14 protein-coding genes and 1 pseudogene are annotated in these 20,141 nt (G+C 74.5%); 9 read left to right on the top strand and 6 right to left on the bottom strand.

The window, feature by feature from the left end:
- Positions 1–28 precede the first annotated feature (28 nt).
- From ACZ6S5_RS11505 to eccCa, 4 genes are all read right to left on the bottom strand, one after another.
- Positions 29–751 carry a phosphatase PAP2 family protein gene (locus tag ACZ6S5_RS11505; RefSeq protein ID WP_465999909.1) on the bottom strand — a complete coding sequence of 241 codons (723 nt, stop codon included), beginning with the start codon at positions 749–751 and terminating at the stop codon, positions 29–31.
- A 30-nt stretch (positions 752–781) separates the two neighbouring features.
- Positions 782–1,564: a phosphatase PAP2 family protein gene (locus tag ACZ6S5_RS11500; protein WP_465999908.1), complete on the bottom strand. Its 783-nt coding sequence runs from the start codon at positions 1,562–1,564 to the stop codon at positions 782–784.
- A 44-nt stretch (positions 1,565–1,608) separates the two neighbouring features.
- Positions 1,609–2,916, bottom strand: coding sequence for a type VII secretion-associated serine protease mycosin (mycP, locus tag ACZ6S5_RS11495; RefSeq protein ID WP_465999907.1), 1,308 nt, complete (start codon positions 2,914–2,916; stop codon positions 1,609–1,611).
- 87 nt (positions 2,917–3,003) lie between these two features.
- Complete coding sequence (gene eccCa, locus ACZ6S5_RS11490; RefSeq protein WP_465999906.1) at positions 3,004–7,002, bottom strand: type VII secretion protein EccCa; 3,999 nt, start codon at positions 7,000–7,002, stop codon at positions 3,004–3,006.
- Positions 7,003–7,102: 100 nt separating this feature from the next.
- Here eccCa and eccD point away from each other — a divergent pair.
- Positions 7,103–8,506: pseudogene (gene eccD, locus ACZ6S5_RS11485) on the top strand (type VII secretion integral membrane protein EccD).
- 60 nt (positions 8,507–8,566) lie between these two features.
- On the opposite strand, the gene ACZ6S5_RS11480 reads toward eccD, so the two are convergent.
- Positions 8,567–9,073, bottom strand: coding sequence for an inorganic diphosphatase (locus ACZ6S5_RS11480; RefSeq protein ID WP_465999905.1), 507 nt, complete (start codon positions 9,071–9,073; stop codon positions 8,567–8,569).
- Between the two features lie 534 nt (positions 9,074–9,607).
- On the opposite strand from ACZ6S5_RS11480, the gene dacB reads away from it, so the two are divergent.
- The 4 genes from dacB to ACZ6S5_RS11460 all read left to right on the top strand — a co-directional run bounded on the left by dacB (position 9,608) and on the right by ACZ6S5_RS11460 (position 15,105).
- Entirely contained in the window at positions 9,608–11,110 is a 1,503-nt protein-coding gene (gene dacB / locus ACZ6S5_RS11475; RefSeq protein WP_465999987.1) for a D-alanyl-D-alanine carboxypeptidase/D-alanyl-D-alanine endopeptidase, read from the top strand.
- A gap of 59 nt (positions 11,111–11,169) precedes the next feature.
- The gene (locus tag ACZ6S5_RS11470; RefSeq protein ID WP_465999904.1) at positions 11,170–12,237 is read left to right on the top strand and encodes a zinc-dependent metalloprotease; all 1,068 of its coding nucleotides are present in this window, start codon (positions 11,170–11,172) and stop codon (positions 12,235–12,237) included.
- Between the two features lie 15 nt (positions 12,238–12,252).
- A complete protein-coding gene (tilS, locus tag ACZ6S5_RS11465) occupies positions 12,253–13,293 on the top strand; it encodes a tRNA lysidine(34) synthetase TilS (protein WP_465999903.1) in 1,041 nt (346 codons plus the stop codon).
- 183 nt (positions 13,294–13,476) lie between these two features.
- A complete protein-coding gene (locus tag ACZ6S5_RS11460; protein WP_465999902.1) occupies positions 13,477–15,105 on the top strand; it encodes a gamma-glutamyltransferase family protein in 1,629 nt (542 codons plus the stop codon).
- On the opposite strand, the gene ACZ6S5_RS11455 is transcribed toward ACZ6S5_RS11460, so the two are convergent.
- Positions 15,106–16,065 carry a GlxA family transcriptional regulator gene (locus tag ACZ6S5_RS11455; protein WP_465999901.1) on the bottom strand — a complete coding sequence of 320 codons (960 nt, stop codon included), beginning with the start codon at positions 16,063–16,065 and terminating at the stop codon, positions 15,106–15,108.
- Between the two features lie 150 nt (positions 16,066–16,215).
- Here ACZ6S5_RS11455 and ACZ6S5_RS11450 point away from each other — a divergent pair, with 150 nt between their 5' ends.
- From ACZ6S5_RS11450 to folE, 4 genes are all read left to right on the top strand, one after another.
- On the top strand, positions 16,216–16,353 hold the full coding sequence (locus tag ACZ6S5_RS11450; RefSeq protein ID WP_465999900.1) for a hypothetical protein: 138 nt from the start codon (positions 16,216–16,218) through the stop codon (positions 16,351–16,353).
- A 99-nt stretch (positions 16,354–16,452) separates the two neighbouring features.
- Complete coding sequence (hpt, locus tag ACZ6S5_RS11445; protein WP_465999899.1) at positions 16,453–17,028, top strand: hypoxanthine phosphoribosyltransferase; 576 nt, start codon at positions 16,453–16,455, stop codon at positions 17,026–17,028.
- A 373-nt stretch (positions 17,029–17,401) separates the two neighbouring features.
- The gene (gene ftsH / locus ACZ6S5_RS11440; RefSeq protein ID WP_465999898.1) at positions 17,402–19,417 is read left to right on the top strand and encodes an ATP-dependent zinc metalloprotease FtsH; all 2,016 of its coding nucleotides are present in this window, start codon (positions 17,402–17,404) and stop codon (positions 19,415–19,417) included.
- A gap of 35 nt (positions 19,418–19,452) precedes the next feature.
- Complete coding sequence (folE, locus tag ACZ6S5_RS11435) at positions 19,453–20,115, top strand: GTP cyclohydrolase I FolE (RefSeq protein WP_465999986.1); 663 nt, start codon at positions 19,453–19,455, stop codon at positions 20,113–20,115.
- Positions 20,116–20,141 lie beyond the last annotated feature (26 nt).

The raw sequence follows: 20,141 nt of genomic DNA, 5'->3' as shown, positions 1-20,141 counted from the left end.
GCGGTCGTCCCGGCCGGCCGGGGCGGCGTCAGCCGGCGGACGCGCCCGCCGGGGCCACGTCGTCGCCGGAGCGGTCGACCGGCAGCTTGCCCCGACCCCAGGTGAGGGTCCGGTCGAGCACCGCACGGGCCATGATCGCGACGCACGTGCCGCCGTTCAGGAAGGACGCCACCACGTCGCTGGGGTGGTGCATGCCCCGGTACATCCGGGTGATCGCCACCCCGACCGGCACCAGGACCAGCAGGCTCCACCACGCGATTTTGGCGGGTCTGCTCTTCGCCCGCAGCGCCAGCAGCACGGCGATGCCGATGTAGAGCGCGGTCGCTGCGGAGGTGTGCCCGGAGGGGAAGCTGGAGGTCGGCGGCGAGGTGTCCATGTGCTCGACCGCCGGGCGGTGCCGGTCGATCACCATGGTGGTGAAGAGGAAGACCAGCGCCTGCGCGCTCACCGCCGCGCAGAGGAAGAGCGGCTCCCGCCAGCGGTGCAGCACCAGCCGCAGCACCAGGGCGACCAGCACGGTCACCACCACGATCATCTGGGTGCTGGCCAGCGTGCTGAACACCAGAGACACATCGTTCCACCCCGGCGTCCGGTCGGCGGCGAGTTCCCGGTTCACCGTGTCCTCGACGGTGAACGGCCAGGACTTCGCGAGCACCCGGGTGACCAGGAGGCCCAGCGCCACCATGACGGAGAAGAGCAGGGCCACCGGCAGCAGGATCCGCTTGGCGACCTTCACCACGACATCGGACATGGGCCGCCCTTTACCCCGACCGGTGCCGAACTACGCGTGCGGCCCGTCCGGGCCCGGCTCGGCCAACTCCGGCTCCACCCCTTCTCGGGTGGTCCGGACCGGCCGGCCGATCCGGGTCCGCCAGGTGGTGAACGCGGCGGCCGTGGCGGCGACCACCGCCGCGCCGAGCAGCCAGCCACCGACCACGTCGCTGGTCCAGTGCACGCCCAGCACGATCCGGCTGAGCCCGGTCACCACGGCGAGCAGCACCGCCGTGCTCCACAACCCCCAGCGCAGCCCCCGCCGATCCCGGGCGTACGGCAGGAAGACCAGCAGCAGCACGCCGGCGGCCAGGGCGGCGTTCAGCGCGTGCCCGGACGGGAAGGAGTATCCGGCCGCCCGGGCCACCGGGTCGAGCAGGTCCGGGCGGTGCCGCCCGACCAGCAGCTTGAGCAGCCCGCCGAGCAGCCCGCCCACGGTCATCGTGGTGACCACCCAGAGCGCCAGCCGCGGCGCCCGGCGGAGGAACAGCCAGCCCACCACCACGGCGGCGGCCACCCGCAGCGGGCCGGGGGCGAAGACATCGGTCCACAGGCTCATCACCCGCACCCAGGCCGGGTGCTCCAGCGCGTACCCGTGGAGCGTGTCGGTGATCGCGGCGTCGAGCCGGAACAGCGGCGGCCACGCGCCCAGCACCAGGAGCGCCAGCAGGGCGAACGGCACCAGCACCAGAAACGCCGCGACGGTGGCCAGGGTCAGGCGCAGCCCCAGCGAACGGTCCGGATTCAGCCGCGCGGCACGCCAGGACCGCCGCTCGGTGTCCACGCTGTTCATACGTCGTCCACTACCCAGCGGAAGGGCCGATCAGACCGGCCGGGTCAACGCCGGGCCTGGCGGAACCGGCGGACCACCAACGCCGCGCCGGTGACCAGGGCGACGAAGAGGGCCAGCCCGGTCCAGAGCCGCTCCGGCGCCGAGTCGGTGTACTGGCCGGCCGCCCGGGCCGACCACTTCGTCTGCTGCCGGGGCGCGGCGTAGAACGGGTCGCCGCCCTGCCCGGCGGCGGCCCAGGCGGCCCGGTCGGCACCGGGGGCCGGGCCGAAGCCGACCACGCCGGGGGAGGCGTTGTCGTCGAGCGGGTTGGCCCCCACCGACGGCACGTCGGTGGTCAGCGCGGCCACCGGGTCCACCAACCCGTAGCCGAACCGGTCGTCCCGGCCGGTCGGGCCGAGGTCCTTGGCGGTGCTGATCAGCCGGTTGACGACGTCACCGGCGGACATCCGCGGGTACCGGGACCGGATCAGCGCGGCCGTCGCCGCGACCAGTGGCGAGGCGAAGCTCGTCCCCTGCACCCGCCAGTACCCGTCGGGGCGGGCGCCGTAGAGCGCGGTCGCCGGGGCGGTGAGCACCGTCTCGTGGCCGGTGATCGAGCCGGACCAGAGGTCCTTGCCGTTGCGTTCCAGGCCGGCGACGGCGATCACGCCGGGCTCGCGGGCCGGGTACCAGACCTTGGGGCTGGTCGAGGTGGCCAGGTTGCCGGTGCAGGCGACCACCACCACGTCCCGGGCGAAGGCGTAGTCGAGGGCGGCGGCCAGGGCGGGGCTGTCCCCGCTGCCGCCGAGGGACAGGTTGATCACGCGGGCCCCGTTGTCGACCGCCCAGCGCACCCCCTTGGCGACGATCAGCGCGTCGTCGTACCGGTTCTCGTCGTCGAGCACCCGGACCGGGAGGATCTTGGCGTCCGGCGCGAGACCGACCACCCCTCGGTCGTCGTCGTTCCGCCCGGCGATCAGGCCGGCGACCGTGGTGCCGTGCCCCACCGGGTCCGGGCCGTCGGAGCCGTCGGGGGCGACCAGGTCGATGCCGGGGAGCACCTGGCCGGCCAGGTCCGGATGGGAACCGTCCACACCGGAGTCGACCACCGCGACCACCACGCCGCGCCCGGTCGAGGTCCGCCAGGCGGTCCTCGCGTTCAGCTGGTCGAGCTGCCACTGCTCCTCGCGGACCTGGTCGACCCGGGCCGGGGACTCGACCGGCGTCACCCAGGCCGGCTCCCGTACGGCGACGGCGTGCGCGGGCGGCACCCACGGACCGGCCACGGTGGCCACGGTGGCCGCCACCCCGAGCAGTGCCCGCCCGACCACGCGCCGTACCGCGCTCGGAGCCCCCTGCCGATCCCTGGTCACATTCCCCAGCCATTCATCGCGACAAGACCATGCTGCTCGGAGATTACCGGGTCTCTCCCGCGTCCCGGTGCAACTCGGTGACACCACTCACCCCGGCGGCAGGTGGGCCAGCTGCACCAACCTGACCCCCTCGCGCCGGGTGACCAACCGGCCCCGGCCCGGCGGCAACGGTCCCGCCCGCACCTGACCCACGAGCGCGCCCTCCTCCGGTGCGCCCGACATCACCAGGCCGGGCGTGGAGAGCTCCCGCAACCGCTGGATGATCGGCTCGAACGAGGTCCGACCCGATCCGGCGGCGCGGCGGGCCAGCACCAGGTGCAGCCCGACGTCCCGGGCGTGCGGCAGGTGCTCCTCCAACGCGCGCAGCGGGTTGGTCGGCCCACCGGCCACCAGGTCGTAGTCGTCCACCAGCACGAACAGTTCCGGCCCGGTCCACCACGACCGGCTGCGCAGCTCGGCCGGGGTGACCTCCGGACCGGGCAGCCGCCCCTGCAGGTAGCTCGCCGCCGACTCGAGCAGGTCGGCGGTGTGCGGCGCGGCCGTGCCGTACCCGATCAGGTGCGGCGTCTCGATCGTTCCCATCAGGCTGCGCCGGTAGTCCACCAGCATCACCCGGGCCTGCTCGGGGGTGAACCGGTTGACGATCGAGGTGGCCAGCGCCCGCAGGAACGACGACTTGCCGCACTCGGCGTCGCCGAAGACCACGAAGTTGGGCTCGACCGCGAAGTCCAGCACCAGCGGGCGCAGGTCCGCCTCGGCCACCCCGATCGCGAAGGCCAGCCCGCTGGTCGCGCTCCGGTCCAGCTCGGCGTATGGCAGCACGGGCGGAAGCAGCCGTACCGGGGGCGCGACCGGCCCGGTCCAGGCCCCGGCGACCGCCTTGACCAGGTCGGTCGTCTCGCCGCCCAGGTTGGCGACGGCGGGGGTGGCGGCGAGGAAGTGCAGCCCGGCGGCGGTGATGCCGCGTCCGGGCCGCCCCTCCAGCACGGTCGTCGCGAACTGCCGCTTGCTCACCACCGTGTCCGACGGGTCGCCGAGGCGCAGCTCCACGCGGGAGCCGAAGAGGTCGCGGATCGCCGGGCGGAAGTCCGACCAGCGCAGCGAACTGGCCACCACGTGCACCCCGTACGCGAGCCCCCGGGTGGCCAGCTCGGTGACCAGGGGTTCCAGGTCGTCGTAGTCGCTGCGCAGGATGTTCCAGCCGTCGACCACCAGGAACACGTCGCCGAACGGGTCGGTGCCCGGCGGCCCGCCGGCCGGCGCGGCGGCCCGTCGGCGCCGCCAGGCGGCCACCGACTCCACCCCCGCCTCGGCGAACCGCCGCTCCCGCTGGGCGAGCAGCCCGGCGATCTCCCCGACGGTCCGGCGGACGGCGGTGTCGTCGGTGCGCCCGGCCACCCCACCGACGTGCGGCAGATCGCGCAGCGCGCCGAGCGTCCCGCCGCCGAAGTCGAGGCAGTAGACCTGTGCCTCGGCCGGGGTGTGGGTGAGCGCCAGCGCGCAGACCAGCGTGCGCAGCAGGCTGGACCGCCCGCTGCGGGTGGTCCCCACCACCGCCACGTGCCCGGCCGCCCCGTCCAGCGCCAGCCAGAACAGGTCCCGGCGCTGCTCCAGCGGCTTGTCCACCACGGCCACCGGCACCTGGAGGGCGCCGTGCAGCTCCGGGTTCGCCACGGTCAGGCCGCGGACCGGGTCGACGCCCACCGGGCCGAGCAGCTCGTCGAGGGTGGGGGACGAGTCCAGCGGCGGCAACCAGACCTGGTGCGCCGGCGGCCCCTGCCCGGCCAGCCGCGACACGAGCAGATCGAGCAGGCTCTCGGCGACGTCCTCCGCGGCGGGGAGCGCGGCCGGGGTGGGTGGGTCCGGCATCGGCACCAGATGGGTGGAGAAGGTGAGCAGCCGGGGGACGCCGCCGCCGGCCGTGCCCGCCGTCCCGCCGTGGGGGCGGCGGACCGGGCCGGAGACGTACGCGGCCTTGAACCGGACCAGCGGGTCGGTGCCCGAGCGCAGGAAGCCGTGCCCAGGGGTGCGGGGCAGCTCGTGCGCGTCCGGCACCCCGAGCACCGTCCGGGACTCCAGCGCCGAGAAGGTGCGCAACCCGATCCGGTACGACAGGTGGGTGTCGAGCCCGCGCAGCCGTCCCTCCTCCAAGCGCTGCGACGCCAGCAGCAGGTGGACCCCGAGTGACCGGCCCACCCGGCCGATCTGGACGAACAGGTCGATGAAGTCCGGCTTGGCCGACAGCAGCTCGGCGAACTCGTCGCAGACGAGCAGCAGCGACGGCAGCGGCGCGAGCGGGGTGCCGGCGGCCCGGGCCCGCTCGTAGTCGCGCAGGCTGGCGAAGTTGCCGGCCCGGCGGAGCAACTCCTGGCGGCGGGTCAGCTCGCCGTTGATCGCGTCGACCATCCGGTCGACCAGGGGCAGCGCGTCGGCCAGGTTGGTGATCACCGCGGCGGTGTGCGGCAACCGCTCGAACGACGCGAAGGTGGCCCCGCCCTTGAAGTCGACCAGCACGAAGTTGAGCTGCTCCGAGCTGTGCGTGGCGGCCAGCCCCAGCACCAGGGTGCGGAGCAGCTCCGACTTGCCGGAACCGGTGGCCCCGATGAGCAGGCCGTGCGGGCCCATGCCGTCCTGCGCCGACTCCTTGAGGTCCAGCTCGATCGCGCCGCCGTCGGCGCCCACCCCGATCGGCACCCGCAGCCGGTCCCGGGCGGCCCGGGGCGCCCAGCCCTGCTCGGCGGTGAAGTTCTCCGGGTCGCCGATGCCGAGCAGTTCGGGCAGGCCCGGCTCGGCACCCGGCGGGGCGTCCGGCCCGCGTACCGTGCCGGCGAGCCGGAGCGGGGCGAGCCGGCGGGCGACGGCCTCGGCGTCGGCGGGTTCCAGCGTGTCGGCGATGCCGACCTCGGCGTGCCCCTCGGCGGAGTGCGAGCGCAGGCGGCCGTCGGCCAGTTCGAGCACGAGGGTGTACCGGTCGAGCAGGCGGGGCGGCGGGGTGTCCAGGTCGAGGACGGTGACCGCGTCGATGCCGCCGTCCCCGGCCAGGTCGGTCGCCCCGGTCAGGTCGCCGCCGTCGAGCAGCACCAGCACGTGCGGCCCGTCCGTGGCCGGGCCGGCCGGGCTGAACCGGGACCGGCTGGCCAGCACGTCGTCGAGGAGCCGTTCCAGCTCGGCGGCCGAGTTGGTGACCAGCCGGACCGGCCCGAGCGCGTCGGTGCGGCGCGGGTGGTGGGCGTGCGGCAGCCACTTCACCCACTCCCAGCCGGCCCGCCGCTCCGGCCCGGCGCAGACCGCGATCAGCAGCTCGTCGGGGGCGTGGAAGACGGCGAGCTGGGTGAGCACGGCCCGGGCCAGCCCCTGCGCGTCCGGCGACCCGGCGACGGCTCCAGGTCGCTGCGCGGCGTCAGACGCGCCGAGCTGGAGTTGTCGAGAGCCCCGGACGAAGACCCGGGCGAAGCTGCGCAGCGAGAGCGCCACCGGCAGGTCCGGCACCACCGAGTACGCGTCGAGGAAGCGTCGCAGCGCTCCCGCGGTCATCGGCTCCAGCTCCTCCAGTGGCCGGGTAACCGGCGGGATCAGCGGGGTGGCCAGGGTCTGCGGACCGACCCCGACCCGGACCACGGCGAAGTCGGGGTCACCCGGCCGGCGTTCCCAGACCCGGTGGCTGTCCACCGTCGACCAGAGCCGGCCGGGGTCGGGGTGCCGGTAGTAGAGCCCCGCCCGCTGCGCCCCGACGGTCTCCCGGACCCGGCGGCGCAGCGCGGCCAGGTGGCGCAGGTACTCCCGGCGGGCGGCCATCATCTCGGACCTGCGCGGGGTGCCGGCCGCGCTGCCCCAGGAGGTCACCAGCATCGCCACCGAGGAGAGGCCGAACATCCCGCCCACCACGTACGAGTAGGCCCCGCCGCCCCGGCCGAACATCATCGCCATCGCCACCGTGCCGCCCAGCATGGGCAGGACCATCAGCGCCTGCTGCCAGCGCCCTCCGGTGAGCACGGGGATCTCCGGCGGCGCCTCGACGGGCAGCTCGCCGGCCGGAATTTCCGGCGCCGGGCGGCGTGGCGGCCGCTTGATGACGACAGTGGACACGGAGCCTCCCCATGGCTCTCGGTAACCCGAGCCTGGCTCATGGTAGGTAAAGTCCTGTCATCCGTCAGTCACCCGTCCCGTTCAATATGGAGAGACCTCGATGACAATCGGGCTGGCGCGGGTCACCATCAGCGCCCCCCAGCGGCGGGTGGACGTGGCCCTGCCGGAACAGGTTCCCCTGGCCGAGCTGCTGCCCGAGGTGCTCCGGCACGCCGGGGAGGGGTTGGCCGACGACGGGGAACGGCACGGCGGCTGGGTGCTGCGCCGCACCGACGGGGCGGTGCTGGCCACCGCGCAGGCGCTGCTCCCCTAGGGGGTACGCGACGGCGAGGTGCTGCACCTCGTACCGGCCCGGGCCGAGTGGCCCGAGCTGGAGTACGACGACGTGGTCGAGACGATCGCCGACGGGGCCCGCCGCCGGGGCGCCGCCTGGTCACCGGCGGCCACCCGGACGGCCACCCTGGTCGGGGCGGGCGTGCCGCTGGCCGTGGGGCTCGTCGCCGTACTGGCCGCCGGTCCCGGGCCGCGCACCGGCTGGCCCGTCGCGGCCGCGGTGGCGCTGCTGCTCGTGCTCGCCGGCACCGCCGCCTCCCGGGCGTACGGCGACGGCCGGGCCGGCACCACCCTCGGCGGGTACGCCCTGCCCTGGGCCGCCGCGGCCGGCGCGCTGGCGGTCGGCACCGGCGACCCGGTCGGCCCGCTCGCCCCGCTGCGCTGGGTCGGCGCACCCGAGTTGCTGGCCGGCTCGGTGGCGTTGCTGCTGGTCTCGGTGCTCGGCCTGCTCGGCGTGGCCAGCCGCGGCCGGATCTTCGTGGCCGGCGGGGCCACCGGCCTGGCGGGCGCGTCCGCCGCTCTCGGCGGTCTCCTCCTCGACCCGGCCGGCACCGCGGCGGTGCTGCTGTGCGTGCTGGTCTTCGCGCTCGGCGGGCTGCCGCTGCTGTCCATCCGGCTCGGCAAGCTGCCGCTGCCGCCGATCACCCTGCCCGCCACCACCCCCACCGGCGGCCCCAGCGGCGTACGCGACCTGCCCGACAGGGGACGGGTGCACGCGGCGGTGGCCCGGACCGAGGAGGTGCTGAGCGGGCTGCTGCTCGGGCATGCCGTGCTGGCGGTGGCCGCCACGGCGGTGCTGGCCACCACGGGCGGGCCCGCCGGACGGCTGCTGGCAGCGGTCGGCTGCGCCGTGCTGCTGCTGCGCTCCCGGCTCTTCGTGGCGGTCCGCCACCGGGTGCCCCCGGTGGTCGCCGGCCTGACCGGGTACGCCCTGCTCGGCACGATCCTCGCCGGGCCCGCCGGTCCGACCGGCCGGCTCCTGCTGGCCGGCGGCGGGCTGCTGCTGGCACTGACCGCCGTGGCGGCCGGCGCCACCTACGCCCGGCGACCGCTCTCCCCGTACCTCGGCCGGCTGGCCGACCTGACCGACACCGCGCTGGTGGTCTCCGTGGTCCCGGTGGCCTGCGCGGTGCTGGACCTCTACGACCGGGCCCGGGGCCTGCTCGGCTGAGCATGCGCGCGGGCCCGGGTCGCTCGGCTGAGCGGCCCGGGCCCGTCGACGCAGGTCAGGTCAGTGCAGCGTCTCGCCGCGCTCCGCGGCCTCCTTGGCACGCTGGTACGAGGCCCGGATCTCGGCCTCGGCCTCGGTGCGGCCCACCCAGGTCGCGCCCTCCACCGACTTGCCCGGCTCCAGGTCCTTGTACACCTCGAAGAAGTGCTGGATCTCCAGCCGGTCGAACTCGCCCAGGTGGTGGATGTCCCGGAGGTGCTCCTGGCGCGGGTCCTCGTAGGGGACGCAGAGGACCTTGTCGTCGCCGCCCTTCTCGTCCGTCATCCGGAACATGCCGATGGTGCGGCAGCGGATCAGGCAGCCGGGGAAGGTGGGCTCGGGGACCAGCACCAGCGCGTCCAGCGGGTCGCCGTCCTCGCCCAGGGTGCCCTCGATGAAGCCGTAGTCCGCCGGGTACTGCGTGGAGGTGAAGAGGGTGCGGTCCAGCCGGATCCGGCCGGTCGCGTGGTCCACCTCGTACTTGTTGCGGTGACCCTTCGGGATCTCAACCGTGACGTCGAAATCCATCTTCCACGCTCCCTCGTTTGCCCACGCTGGCTAACGGAAACCAGTGGCGCCGCCCTCCCGCGCAGGTGAATGACCCCCGCCGGCTCCGGCCGCCGCATAGTGTTCGGACCGAAGTAGTGTCACCCAAGGCGCTTTTGAGCTGGGGAGGAGGGGGTCGTGGGGAGGGAAGATTCACACTACCGCCCCGAGGGGGTTGACGGGCGGAAGTCCGGAGGTTCCGCCTCCGGCCGGGTCCGGGTCCCCGGGACGAACCCCGGTGGCGGCTCCGCCCCGGCCGCCGGCTCCGCTCCGGTCGGCCGCGCCGACCCCGCGGCGTACGGCCCCGGGCCGGCGGGTCGGGCCGGTCCCTCCGCGTACGGTGGTGCCCCGGTCGGCCGTGCCGATCCTTCCGCGTACGGTGGCGGCCCGGTCGGCCGCGCCCAGCCCACCGCCTACGGCGCCGATCCGGTGGGGCGGGCCGACCCGCGGCGGTATCCCGCCGGTCCGGTCGCCCCGGTGAGCTGGCCGGGGCACGATGCGCCCGGTGGGATCCCGGTGAGCCCGCCCGTCCCGCCGGCCGGCGCCGCGCCGCCCCCGCCACCCGCCCCACCCCGCCGGAGCCGGTCCCGGCTGCTGGCGGTGCTGGCCGCCGTGCTGGTGATCGTGGTGGCCGCCGCCGGGTTGGCCGTGCTCCGCCCCGGACCGCTGGCCGGCTGGCTCGGCGGGGAGAGCGCCGCGCCGACCGCCGGCGCCCGGACCGCCGAGCCCGCCCCGGCGGACGTGCTCGCCGGCGCCGACGCCAACGCCCCGACGCCGACCCCCGAAGGGGTCCGTGCCGCGCTCGAACCCCTGGTCGGGGCGGCCGCGCTCGGCGAGCGGGTGAACGTCTCGGTGGAGGACGTGGCCACCGGCAAGGCGCTCTACGGCCGGGGGCAGGACAGCCCGACCGTCCCCGCCTCGGTGACCAAGCTGGCCACCGGGGTCGCCGTGCTGGCCGCCCGGGGCCCGGCGTACCGGATCCCCACCCGGGCGGTGGCCGGCCCGAACCCCGGCGAGGTGGTGCTGGTCGGCGGCGGTGACCCGACCCTCGCGGTCGACAAGAACGGCTTCTACCCGGGCGCGGCCCGGCTGGACGACCTCGCCGCCCAGGTGCGCACGGCGCTCGGCGGCCAGGCGCCGACCAAGGTCATCGTCGACTCGTCCCTGTTCAGCGGCCAGGTGTACGGCCCGGGCTGGGACGACGACATCCCCACCGGCGGCTTCGGCGCGGCGATCACGGCGCTGATGACCGACGGCGCCCGCCGAGATCCGGAGGCGGCCCGTAAGTCGTTCGACGACACCCACGGCATGGCCGAGCGGGTCCCCCAGCCGGACCTGACCGCCGGCCGGCAGTTCGCCAAGCTGCTCGGCCTCTCCGGCGACGCCGCCGAGGTGAAGCGGGGCAGCGCTCCCGCGGCCTCCGGTGGAGCCGCGCCCGCGGCCGGCACCGAGCTGGGCAAGGTCGAGTCGCTGCCGATGGTCCGGCTGGTCGACATCATGATCAGCGACAGCGACAACGTGATCGCCGAGTCGATGGCCCGGCAGGTGGCGCTCGCCAAGGGCAAGCCGGCCTCCTTCGAGGGTGGCGCGGCCGCCACCGACCAGGTGCTCGGCGAGCTCGGCCTGCCGGCCGACGAGATCAGCCTGGCCGACGGCAGCGGGCTCTCCCGGACCAACCGGATCAGCCCGTCCCTGCTCACCGATCTGATCACACTCGCCGGCAACGGCAGTCACCCCGAGCTGGCGGCGATCTTCGGCGGCCTGCCGGTCGGTGGCTGGTCCGGCACCCTGGGTGACCGGTACCAGGAGTCGGCCACCAGGGTCGGGGCCGGCGTGGTCCGGGCCAAGACCGGGACGCTGACCGGGGTGAACGCCATCGCCGGCCTGGTCACCACGGCCGACGGCCGGCTGCTCACCTTCGCCGTGCTGACCGACCGGGCGCCGGCGGGCACCCTCGACGCGACCCGGGAGGCCCTCGACCGGATCAGCTCCGCGCTGGCCGGCTGCGGCTGCCGCTGAGACGCTGCGACCACCGTCGATCGCCGGTTGGGGTGTCGCTGCGCGGGTACGGTGGGTTCATGGCGCAGTTCGTGGACTGGGATCTGGCCGCCGCCACCGCGGGGGCATTGGGCAAGTCGGGCCCCCGCGTGTCGTACGCCGAGGCCACCGACGTGGTCAGCGAGCTGCGACGGCTGACCGAGGAGGCGGCCGGGCACGTCGCCGACTACACCGGCCTGCGGTCCCAGGTCGCCCATCCACCGGTACGCGTGGTGGACCGGCGGGACTGGGCGGCGGCGAACATCGCCGGGCTGCGCGAGGTGATCAGCCCGCTGGTGAGCCGCCTCTCCGGCGACAAGCGCCCCGGGCCGCTGACCGAGGCGGTCGGGTCCCGGCTCACCGGGGTGCAGGCCGGCACCGTCCTGGCGTACCTCTCCGGCCGGGTGCTCGGCCAGTACGAGGTCTTTGCCGGCGATCCGGGCCAGCTGCTGCTGGTCGCGCCGAACATCGTCGAGGTGGAACGGAAGCTGGGCGCCGACCCCCGGGACTTCCGGCTCTGGGTCTGCCTGCACGAGGTGACCCACCGGACCCAGTTCACCGCCGTGCCGTGGATGCGCGCGTACTTCCTCAGCGAGGTGCAGGCGTTCGTGGACGCCGCGCAGGCCGGCGAGCACCTGCTCGAACGGCTGCGCCGGGGCGTGGCCACCCTCTCCGACGCGGTGCGGGACCCGGAGAGCCGGGCCAGCGTGCTGGACATCGTGCAGACCCCGGCCCAGCGGGCCGTGCTCGACCGGCTCACCGCGCTGATGACGCTGCTGGAGGGGCACGCCGAGTTCGTCATGGACGGCGTGGGTCCGCAGGTGATCCCGAGCGTCGAGTCGATCCGGGCATCGTTCAACCGGCGCCGGGAGTCCGGCAACCCGCTGGAGAAGGCGATCCGCCGGCTGCTCGGCATCGAGGTCAAGATGCGGCAGTACGCCGAGGGCCGCAAGTTCGTGCACGGCGTGGTCGACCGGGTCGGCATGGCCGGTTTCAACAGGATCTTCTCCTCCCCGCTGACCCTGCCCCGGCTCGAGGAGCTGGGCGACCCGGACGCCTGGGTGGCCCGGGTGCACGGGCCGACCGGCGCCACCCCGGCCGCCGGCTGAGCCGCCCGCCCCGCCGTGGCCGCGCTCGCTCCGCCGGTTGCCGCCGTCCGGGTCGCCGTACGCCGGGCGTTGACCGGCCTGCCCGGGGCCGGTCCGGTGCTGGTGGCCTGCTCCGGTGGCGCCGACTCGCTGGCGCTGGCCGCAGCCACGGCCTTCGTGGCGCCCCGGCTCGGCCGGCGCGTCGGCCTGGTGACCGTGGACCACGGCCTCCAACCCGGCTCCGCCGAGCGAGCCGAGGCGGTCGCCGCCTGGGCTCGCGAGCTGGGGCTGGACCCGGTCGAGGCGGTGCCGGTACGGGTCGCCGGGCGGCCCGGTGGCCCGGAGGCGGCCGCCCGCGAAGCCCGGTACGAGGCCCTGCTCGCCGCCGCCCGCCGGCACGACGCCGCCGCGGTCCTGCTCGGCCACACCCGGGACGACCAGGCCGAGACGGTACTGCTCGCGCTGGCCCGGGGCGCCGGTCCACGCGGATTGGCCGGCATGCCGGAGCGGCGTGAGTGGGCCGGGGTGTCGCTGCTGCGCCCGCTGCTCGACGTCGCCCGGGAGGACACCCGCAAGGCGTGCGCCGCGCTCGGCCTCACCCCGTGGGACGACCCGCACAACACCGACCCCGCGTACGCCCGGTCCCGGGTGCGGGCCGAGCTGCTCCCGGCGCTGGTGGACGCGCTGGGCCCCGGCGTGGTGGACAACCTGGCCCGGACCGCCCGGCTGCTCGCCGCCGACACCGCCGCCCTCGACGCCCTGGCCACCGCCGCGCTCGCCGCGCCGGCCGCCCGGTCCGCTTCGGCGGCGGACCTGGCGGGCGCGGGGTTGGTGGTCCGGCCGGTGCGGGCGGCCGAGGGTGGTCTCTCCGTGTCCGCGCTGGCCGCCCTCCCGGCGGCGGTACGCACCCGGGTGCTGCACGCCTGGGCGCGGGAGCTGGGCGCCCCGCCGGCCGCTCTGTCGCACCGGCACGTCGCCGCCCTGGACGCCCTGGTCACCGACTGGCACGGCCAGGGCCCCGTCCAGCTCCCCGGCGGAATCCCGGTCGCCCGCCACGAGGGCCGCATGACCCCCTGACCGGGCCGGGTCCACTGCCCAGCCGCCTGATCGACTCGTGGTGCGGCGAGTCGGGGTATCCAGCCCGCCGGATACGCCGGATCGCGGCACCCCGGGCGTCGGCCGTCGGCCCGGGACGCGGTGAGTCGCACCCTGCGCCGTGAGGGGTCGCCGGGAGCCGGCGGAGGCGGTAGACAGGGGCGCATGGCGTACCCCCGACAGCCCCTGCTGGCCCCCAACGGCGCCGTCGCGACCAGCCAGCCGCTCGCGGCGGCCGCGGGCCTGGCCGTGCTGCGCCGCGGCGGCAACGCCGTCGACGCCGCGCTGGCCACCGCGATCACCCTGACCGTGGTGCAGTCGCCCTCCAACGACATCGGCGGTGACCTCTTCGCGATCGTCTGGGACGGCGAGCGGCTGCACGGGTTGAACGCTTCCGGGCGCTCCCCGGCGGCACTGACCCGCGAGATCGTGCTGGCGGCCACGGACCGGCGGGGCGCGGAGCCGGTCGAGGCGCTCGGCGGGGCGCAGGCGGCCGGACCGGCGATGCCGGCCCGGGGCTGGCTTCCGGTCACCGTGCCGGGCGCTCCGGCCGGTTGGCGGGACCTGCACGAGCGGTTCGGCTCGCTGCCCTTCGCCGAGCTGTTCACCGACGCGATCGGGTACGCCGAGCGGGGCTTCCCGGTCGCCCCCGGCACCGCCGCCACCTGGGCGTACGGCGTCGCCGGGCACGCGGGTCTGGCGGGGGCGGAGTTCGCCGAGTTCGACCGGGTGTTCACCGTGGACGGCCGGGCTCCCGGGCCGGGCGAGCGGTGGCGCAACCCGGACGCGGCCGGGACGCTGCGCCGGATCGCCGAGAGCCGGGCGGAGGACTTCTACCGGGGCCGGATCGCTGCCGCGATCGACGCCCACGCCGCCCGGACCGGTGGTTTCCTGACCGGTGACGACCTCGCCCGGCACCGCTCGACCTGGGTCGACCCCGGCAGCGTCCGGTACCGCGGGCACGAGGTGTGGGAGCTGCCGCCGAACGGGCAGGGGATCGCGGCGCTGCTGGCGCTGCAGATCCTCGACGGGGTGGACCTGGCCGCGCTGTCGCCCGAGGAGCGGCTGCACTGGCAGATCGAGGCGACGAAGCTCGGCTTCGCCGACGCGCACGCGTACGTCGCCGACCCGGAGCGTTCGCCGGTGCCGACGGAAGCCCTGCTCGACCCGGGTTACGCGGCGCGCCGCCGGGTGCTGGTCACCGACGAGGCGAGCGAGCCGGTGGCCGGTGAGCCGGAACGCGGCGGCACCGTCTATCTCTGTACCGCCGATTCCGGCGGCATGATGGTCAGCCTGATCCAGTCGACCTACCTGGCCTTCGGGTCGCACGTGGTGCTGCCCGGCCACGGCTTCGCGTTGCAGAATCGGGGTCTCGGCTTCCGGCTCGACCCGGAGCACCCGAACGTGGTGGGGCCGGCGAAGCGGCCGTACCACACGATCATCCCGGGTTTCCTGACCCGGGACGGCGCCCCGGTCGGCCCGTTCGGGGTGATGGGCGGGCACATGCAGCCGCAGGGGCACGTGCAGCTCGTCTCGGCGACCCTGGACGCCGGGCGCGATCCGCAGGCCGCGCTGGACACCCCGCGCTGGTACTGGCACGCCGGGCGGATCGTGCTGGTCGAGCCCGAGCTGGACCCGCGCCTGGTCGCCGGTCTCCGGGCCCGCGGGCACGAGGTCGTCGTCGCCGACCAGCCGGCCGCCTTCGGGTACGGGCAGGCGATCTGGCGCCACCCCTCCGGCGGGTACGTCGCCGGGTCGGAGTCCCGGGTCGACGGGGCGATGCTGGGCTGGTGATCAGGCCTCGACGCGTTCCCGGAAGGTGGTCCGGTAGGCGTGCGGGGTGGTGCCCACCCGCCGGGTGAAGTGGTGCCGCAGCGCGGCGGCGTCGCCGAAGCCGGCCTGGTCGGCGACGCTCTCCACGCTCAGCCGGGTCTCCTCCAGCAGCCGCCGGGCCAGCAGCACCCGCTGGTTGGTCAGCCAGTCGTGTGGGGTGGTGCCGGTCTCGGCGCGGAACCGGCGGGCGAAGGTCCGCGGGGCCATCCCGGCCCGGGCGGCCAACTCGTCCACGGTGAGCGTCCGGTCCAGGTGGCCCATCAACCACTCCAGCACCGGCTCCAGGGTGGGCGCCTCCGGCGCCCTGGGGATCGGCGCCTCGACGTACTGGGACTGGCCGCCGTCGCGGTGCGGCGGCACGACCATCCGCCGGGCCAGCCGGGTGGCGACGGCCGAGCCGTGCTCCTGGCGGACCAGGTGCAGGCAGGCGTCGATCCCGGCGGCGGTGCCGGCGCTGGTCAGCAGGCGGCCGTCCTGCACGTAGAGCGAGTTGCACCGCACCCGGGCGGCCGGGAACCGCTGTTGCAGCTCGTCGACGTGCCGCCAGTGGGTGGTGCAGTCCCGCCCGTCGAGCAGCCCCGCCTCGCCGAGCACGAACGCGCCGGCGCAGACGCTGAGCAGCCAGGCGCCCCGGTCGGCGGCCCGGCGCAGCGCGTCCAGGACGGGTGCTGGCACGGCCGCTCCGTCGGCGTGCGCGGGCACGGCGACCAGGTCCGCGTCGGCCAGGGGGGTCAGGTCGGCGTGCGGGGTGAGCAGGAAGCCGGAGCGGCTGCGGACCGGCCGGCCGTCCGCGGTGCAGACGTCGAACCGGTAGCCGGGGAAGCCGTCGGCGGTGCGGTCGGTGCCGAAGACCTCGGCGAGCACGCCGAGTTCGAACGCGGCGACGTCATCGAGGGCCACGACGGCCACGGATCGGAGCATGTGACGAGGGTAACCCCGGAGGTGGCAGGAAATCGATGCCCACTGGCTTTCCTGCCACTGTCCGGGCGGCGCGGCGGGCCGCAGACTGGGTTCAGTCCGGTGCGCACCGGCGGCGAAACAGACATCAACCACGCGAAAGCGAGCGCCGCCATGATCGTCTTGCTGCTTGTTCTCTTCCTGCTGCTCCTGGGTGCCGCGAGCGGCCTCGGGATCACCGCCGACAGCCGGGACTCGGCCGACTGGAAGCCGACCGACGACGGGCACCGTTGGCGCTCCCGCACCTGCTGAGGTGATTTGCTCCTTGCGCACCGAAAATCCCCGGCGGGACCGCGCCAAAAGGGGCGGCCCCGCCGACGGAGGCCAGCGGGCGTACGGCAGGCTAGGAGCATGGCTGACGGCTCCTGGTACGACGCCGACATCGACCACGTGATCATTTCCGAGGCGCAGATCCGCGACAAGACCGCGGAACTGGCCAAGCAGGTCTCGGCGGACTACGCGCACGTCGAGGACGGACTCCTGCTCGTCTGCGTGCTCAAGGGCGCGGTCATGTTCATGGCCGACTTCGCCCGGGCGCTGGGCCGTCAGGGGCCGCCCGCCGAACTCGAGTTCATGGCCGTCTCCTCGTACGGCCAGGGCACCACCTCCTCGGGCGTGGTCCGCATCCTGAAGGACCTGGACCGGGACATCGCCGGCCGGCACGTGGTGGTCGTGGAGGACATCGTCGACTCCGGCCTCACCCTCTCCTGGCTGCTGCGCTACCTGGAGTCGCGCTCCGCGGCCAGCGTCGAGGTGGTCGCCCTGTTCCGCAAGCCGGACGCGGTGAAGGTGCAGGTGCCGGTGAAGTACGTCGGCTTCGACATCCCGACCGAGTTCGTCGTCGGCTACGGCCTCGACTTCGGCGAGCGCTACCGCGAGCTGCCCTACGTCGGCGTCCTCAAGCCCGAGGTCTACGCCCGCGCCTGATCGGCCGGTGCATCCGTCAAGCGGACGTTCAGCGGACTCTCAGCCTTTCGGACTACGGTAGAGGCCGGTGACGTGGAGGCACCCTCCACGCCCGACCCCTCGTCCGCGTGACCGGGCGGTCGGGAGGTCGGGTGGGGAGCTCCCGGCACGCCGGCTCAAACCTCGGTTCGCCGTACGCGTAAGTGCCGGGCTCGCAAGCTCGCATCTGGCACGAACGGTGTACCGTCGAATGACCGCGGCGCGGCAGTTGGCGCGTCTCGGGGTCGGGGCCGGCCCGCACGGCGGCTGCGGCCGCCGCCCGAGGCGGCGACACCATTCAGACGGTCAGGACGTCGATCAGGAGGATGCGGGCGTCTCGGCGCCCGACGACAGCATGGAACGTACGCGTTTCTTCCGCCGACCGGTGGTCTGGATCATCCTGGTCATCCTCGGCGCCGTTGTGCTCAGTCAACTGTTCACCGCTGGTCCCAGTTACCACCGGGTGGACACTTCCGTTGCGCTCGAACAGCTCAGCAAGGGTGGCATCGAGAAGGTCGTCTTCCAGGACAAGGAGCAGACGCTCCAGCTCGACCTGAAGGACAAGGCCAAGTTCGACGACACCACCACCGACAAGATCGAGGCGCAGTTCCCCTACGAGGTCGGCGGCCAGGTCTGGAACCAGGTTCAGGAGGCCAAGGGGGCCAGCCGGATCAGCGGTCCGGTCGACACCAAGGTGTCGTCGGACAGCATCTGGGTGAGCCTGCTGGTCAACCTCCTCCCGATCGCGCTGCTCGTGCTCCTGCTGCTGTTCTTCATGTCGCAGATGCAGGGCGGCGGCTCCCGGGTGCTCAACTTCGGCAAGTCCAAGGCCAAGATGATCACCAAGGACACGCCGAAGACCACCTTCGCCGACGTGGCCGGGGCGGACGAAGCCGTCGAGGAACTGCACGAGATCAAGGACTTCCTGCAGAACCCGGCGAAGTACCAGGCCCTGGGCGCCAAGATCCCGAAGGGCGTGCTGCTCTTCGGCCCGCCCGGTACCGGTAAGACCCTGCTCGCCCGCGCCGTCGCCGGCGAGGCCGGGGTGCCCTTCTACTCCATCTCCGGCTCGGACTTCGTCGAGATGTTCGTCGGTGTCGGCGCCAGCCGGGTCCGCGACCTCTTCGAGCAGGCCAAGTCGAACGCGCCGGCGATCGTCTTCGTCGACGAGATCGACGCCGTCGGCCGGCACCGTGGCGCCGGCATGGGCGGCGGCCACGACGAGCGGGAGCAGACCCTCAACCAGCTCCTGGTCGAGATGGACGGCTTCGACACCAAGGGCGGCGTCATCCTGATCGCCGCCACCAACCGGCCGGACATCCTCGACCCGGCGCTGCTGCGCCCGGGCCGGTTCGACCGGCAGATCCCGGTCGACGCCCCCGACATGGAGGGTCGCAAGGCCATCCTGCGGGTGCACGCCAAGGGCAAGCCGTTCACGCCCGACGTCGACCTCGACTCGGTCGCCCGGCGTACCCCGGGCTTCAGCGGCGCCGACCTGGCCAACGTGATCAACGAGTCCGCGCTGCTCACCGCCCGCAAGGACCAGCGGGCGATCACCAACGACTCCCTGGAGGAGTCGATCGACCGGGTGATCGCCGGTCCGCAGCGCCGGACCCGGGTGATGAGCGACCAGGAGAAGAAGATCACCGCGTACCACGAGGGTGGGCACGCGCTGGTCGCCTGGGCGCTGCCGCACGCCGCGCCGGTGCACAAGGTGACGATCCTGTCCCGGGGCCGGTCGCTGGGCCACACCCTGGTCCTGCCGACCGAGGACAAGTACACCCAGACCCGGGCCGAGATGATCGACACCCTGGCGTACGCGCTGGGTGGCCGGGCCGCCGAGGAGCTCGTCTTCCACGAGCCCACCACCGGCGCCGGCAACGACATCGAGAAGGCCACCCAGCTGGCCCGGGCGATGATCACCCAGTACGGCATGAGCTCCAAGCTCGGTGCGATCAAGTACGGCACCAGCGGCGACGAGCCGTTCCTCGGCCGCAACATGGGCCACGAGCGGGACTACTCCGACACGGTGGCCGCCGAGATCGACGCCGAGATGCGGGCGCTGATCGAGCTGGCCCACGACGAGGCCTGGGAGATCCTGGTGGAATACCGGGACGTCCTGGACAACATCGTGCTCGAGCTGATGGAGAAGGAGACCCTCTCCACCGCCGACATGGCCCGGATCTGCGCCCGGGTGGCGAAGCGCCCGCCGATGGCCCCGTACCACGGCTTCGGCAAGCGCCAGCCGTCCACCGAGCCGCCCGTGCTCACCCCCGCCGAGAAGGAGGCGCTGAAGGCGCAGGCCGAGGCCGACGGCGCCGCGGTCGGCGGCAGTGCCCCGTCGGCGAACAACTCGGACGGTAACCACTGAGCAGCGACCCGACGGCCAGCTCCCGGGACCGGGAGCTGGCCGTCTCCGCGACCGAGCCCGACGAGGACGGCCTCGACTTCGTCGCCGCGCGCCTGATCAGCGGCAAGCTGACCGGGCGCCCGGTGGAGGAGACGGTCGACCTGGCCCGGATCGAGAAGGCGGTCCGGGAGATCCTCATCGCCGTCGGAGAGGACCCGGACCGGGACGGCCTCCAGCAGACCCCGGCCCGGGTCGCCCGCGCGTACGCCGAGCTCTTCGCCGGCCTGCGGGTGGACCCGGCGCAGGTGCTCAGCACCACCTTCGAGGCCAACCACGAAGAGCTGGTGCTGGTCCGGGACATCGACGTGACCAGCCTCTGCGAGCACCACCTGCTGCCGTTCCGGGGCAGCGCGCACATCGGCTACATCCCCGGGCCGGACGGCCGGATCACCGGGCTGTCCAAGCTGGCCCGGCTGGTCGAGGTCTTCGCCCGCCGGCCGCAGGTGCAGGAGCGGCTCACCTCGCAGATCGCCGACCTGCTGATGAGCAGGCTGGCCCCGCGCGGCGTCGTGGTGGTGCTCGAGTGCGAGCACATGTGTATGGCGATGCGCGGCATCCAGAAATCCGGCGCGAAGACGATCACCTCCGCGGTCCGGGGCACCTTCCAGCGCGACGCCAAGTCGCGCGCCGAGGCGATGTCCCTGATCATCCCGCGTTGACCCGTACCGCCAGACGGCCCCCGCTC

It is taken from the genome of Micromonospora sp. NPDC051924, assembly GCF_055586005.1.
Note: the sequence above shows the minus strand (reverse complement) of the source record. Positions and strands in the feature narration are given on the sequence as shown.

Bases quoted from the DNA above. Each gene is read 5' to 3' on its own strand.
- ACZ6S5_RS11505 (WP_465999909.1), bottom strand. From the start codon at position 751: ATGTCCGATGTCGTGGTGAAGGTCGCCAAGCGGATCCTGCTGCCGGTG.
- ftsH (WP_465999898.1), top strand. From the start codon at position 17,402: ATGGAACGTACGCGTTTCTTCCGCCGACCGGTGGTCTGGATCATCCTG.
- ACZ6S5_RS11460 (WP_465999902.1), top strand. From the start codon at position 13,477: ATGGCGTACCCCCGACAGCCCCTGCTGGCCCCCAACGGCGCCGTCGCG.
- ACZ6S5_RS11450 (WP_465999900.1), top strand. From the start codon at position 16,216: ATGATCGTCTTGCTGCTTGTTCTCTTCCTGCTGCTCCTGGGTGCCGCG.
- ACZ6S5_RS11480 (WP_465999905.1), bottom strand. From the start codon at position 9,073: ATGGATTTCGACGTCACGGTTGAGATCCCGAAGGGTCACCGCAACAAG.
- ACZ6S5_RS11455 (WP_465999901.1), bottom strand. From the start codon at position 16,065: ATGCTCCGATCCGTGGCCGTCGTGGCCCTCGATGACGTCGCCGCGTTC.
- hpt (WP_465999899.1), top strand. From the start codon at position 16,453: ATGGCTGACGGCTCCTGGTACGACGCCGACATCGACCACGTGATCATT.
- ACZ6S5_RS11500 (WP_465999908.1), bottom strand. From the start codon at position 1,564: ATGAACAGCGTGGACACCGAGCGGCGGTCCTGGCGTGCCGCGCGGCTG.
- ACZ6S5_RS11470 (WP_465999904.1), top strand. From the start codon at position 11,170: ATGGCGCAGTTCGTGGACTGGGATCTGGCCGCCGCCACCGCGGGGGCA.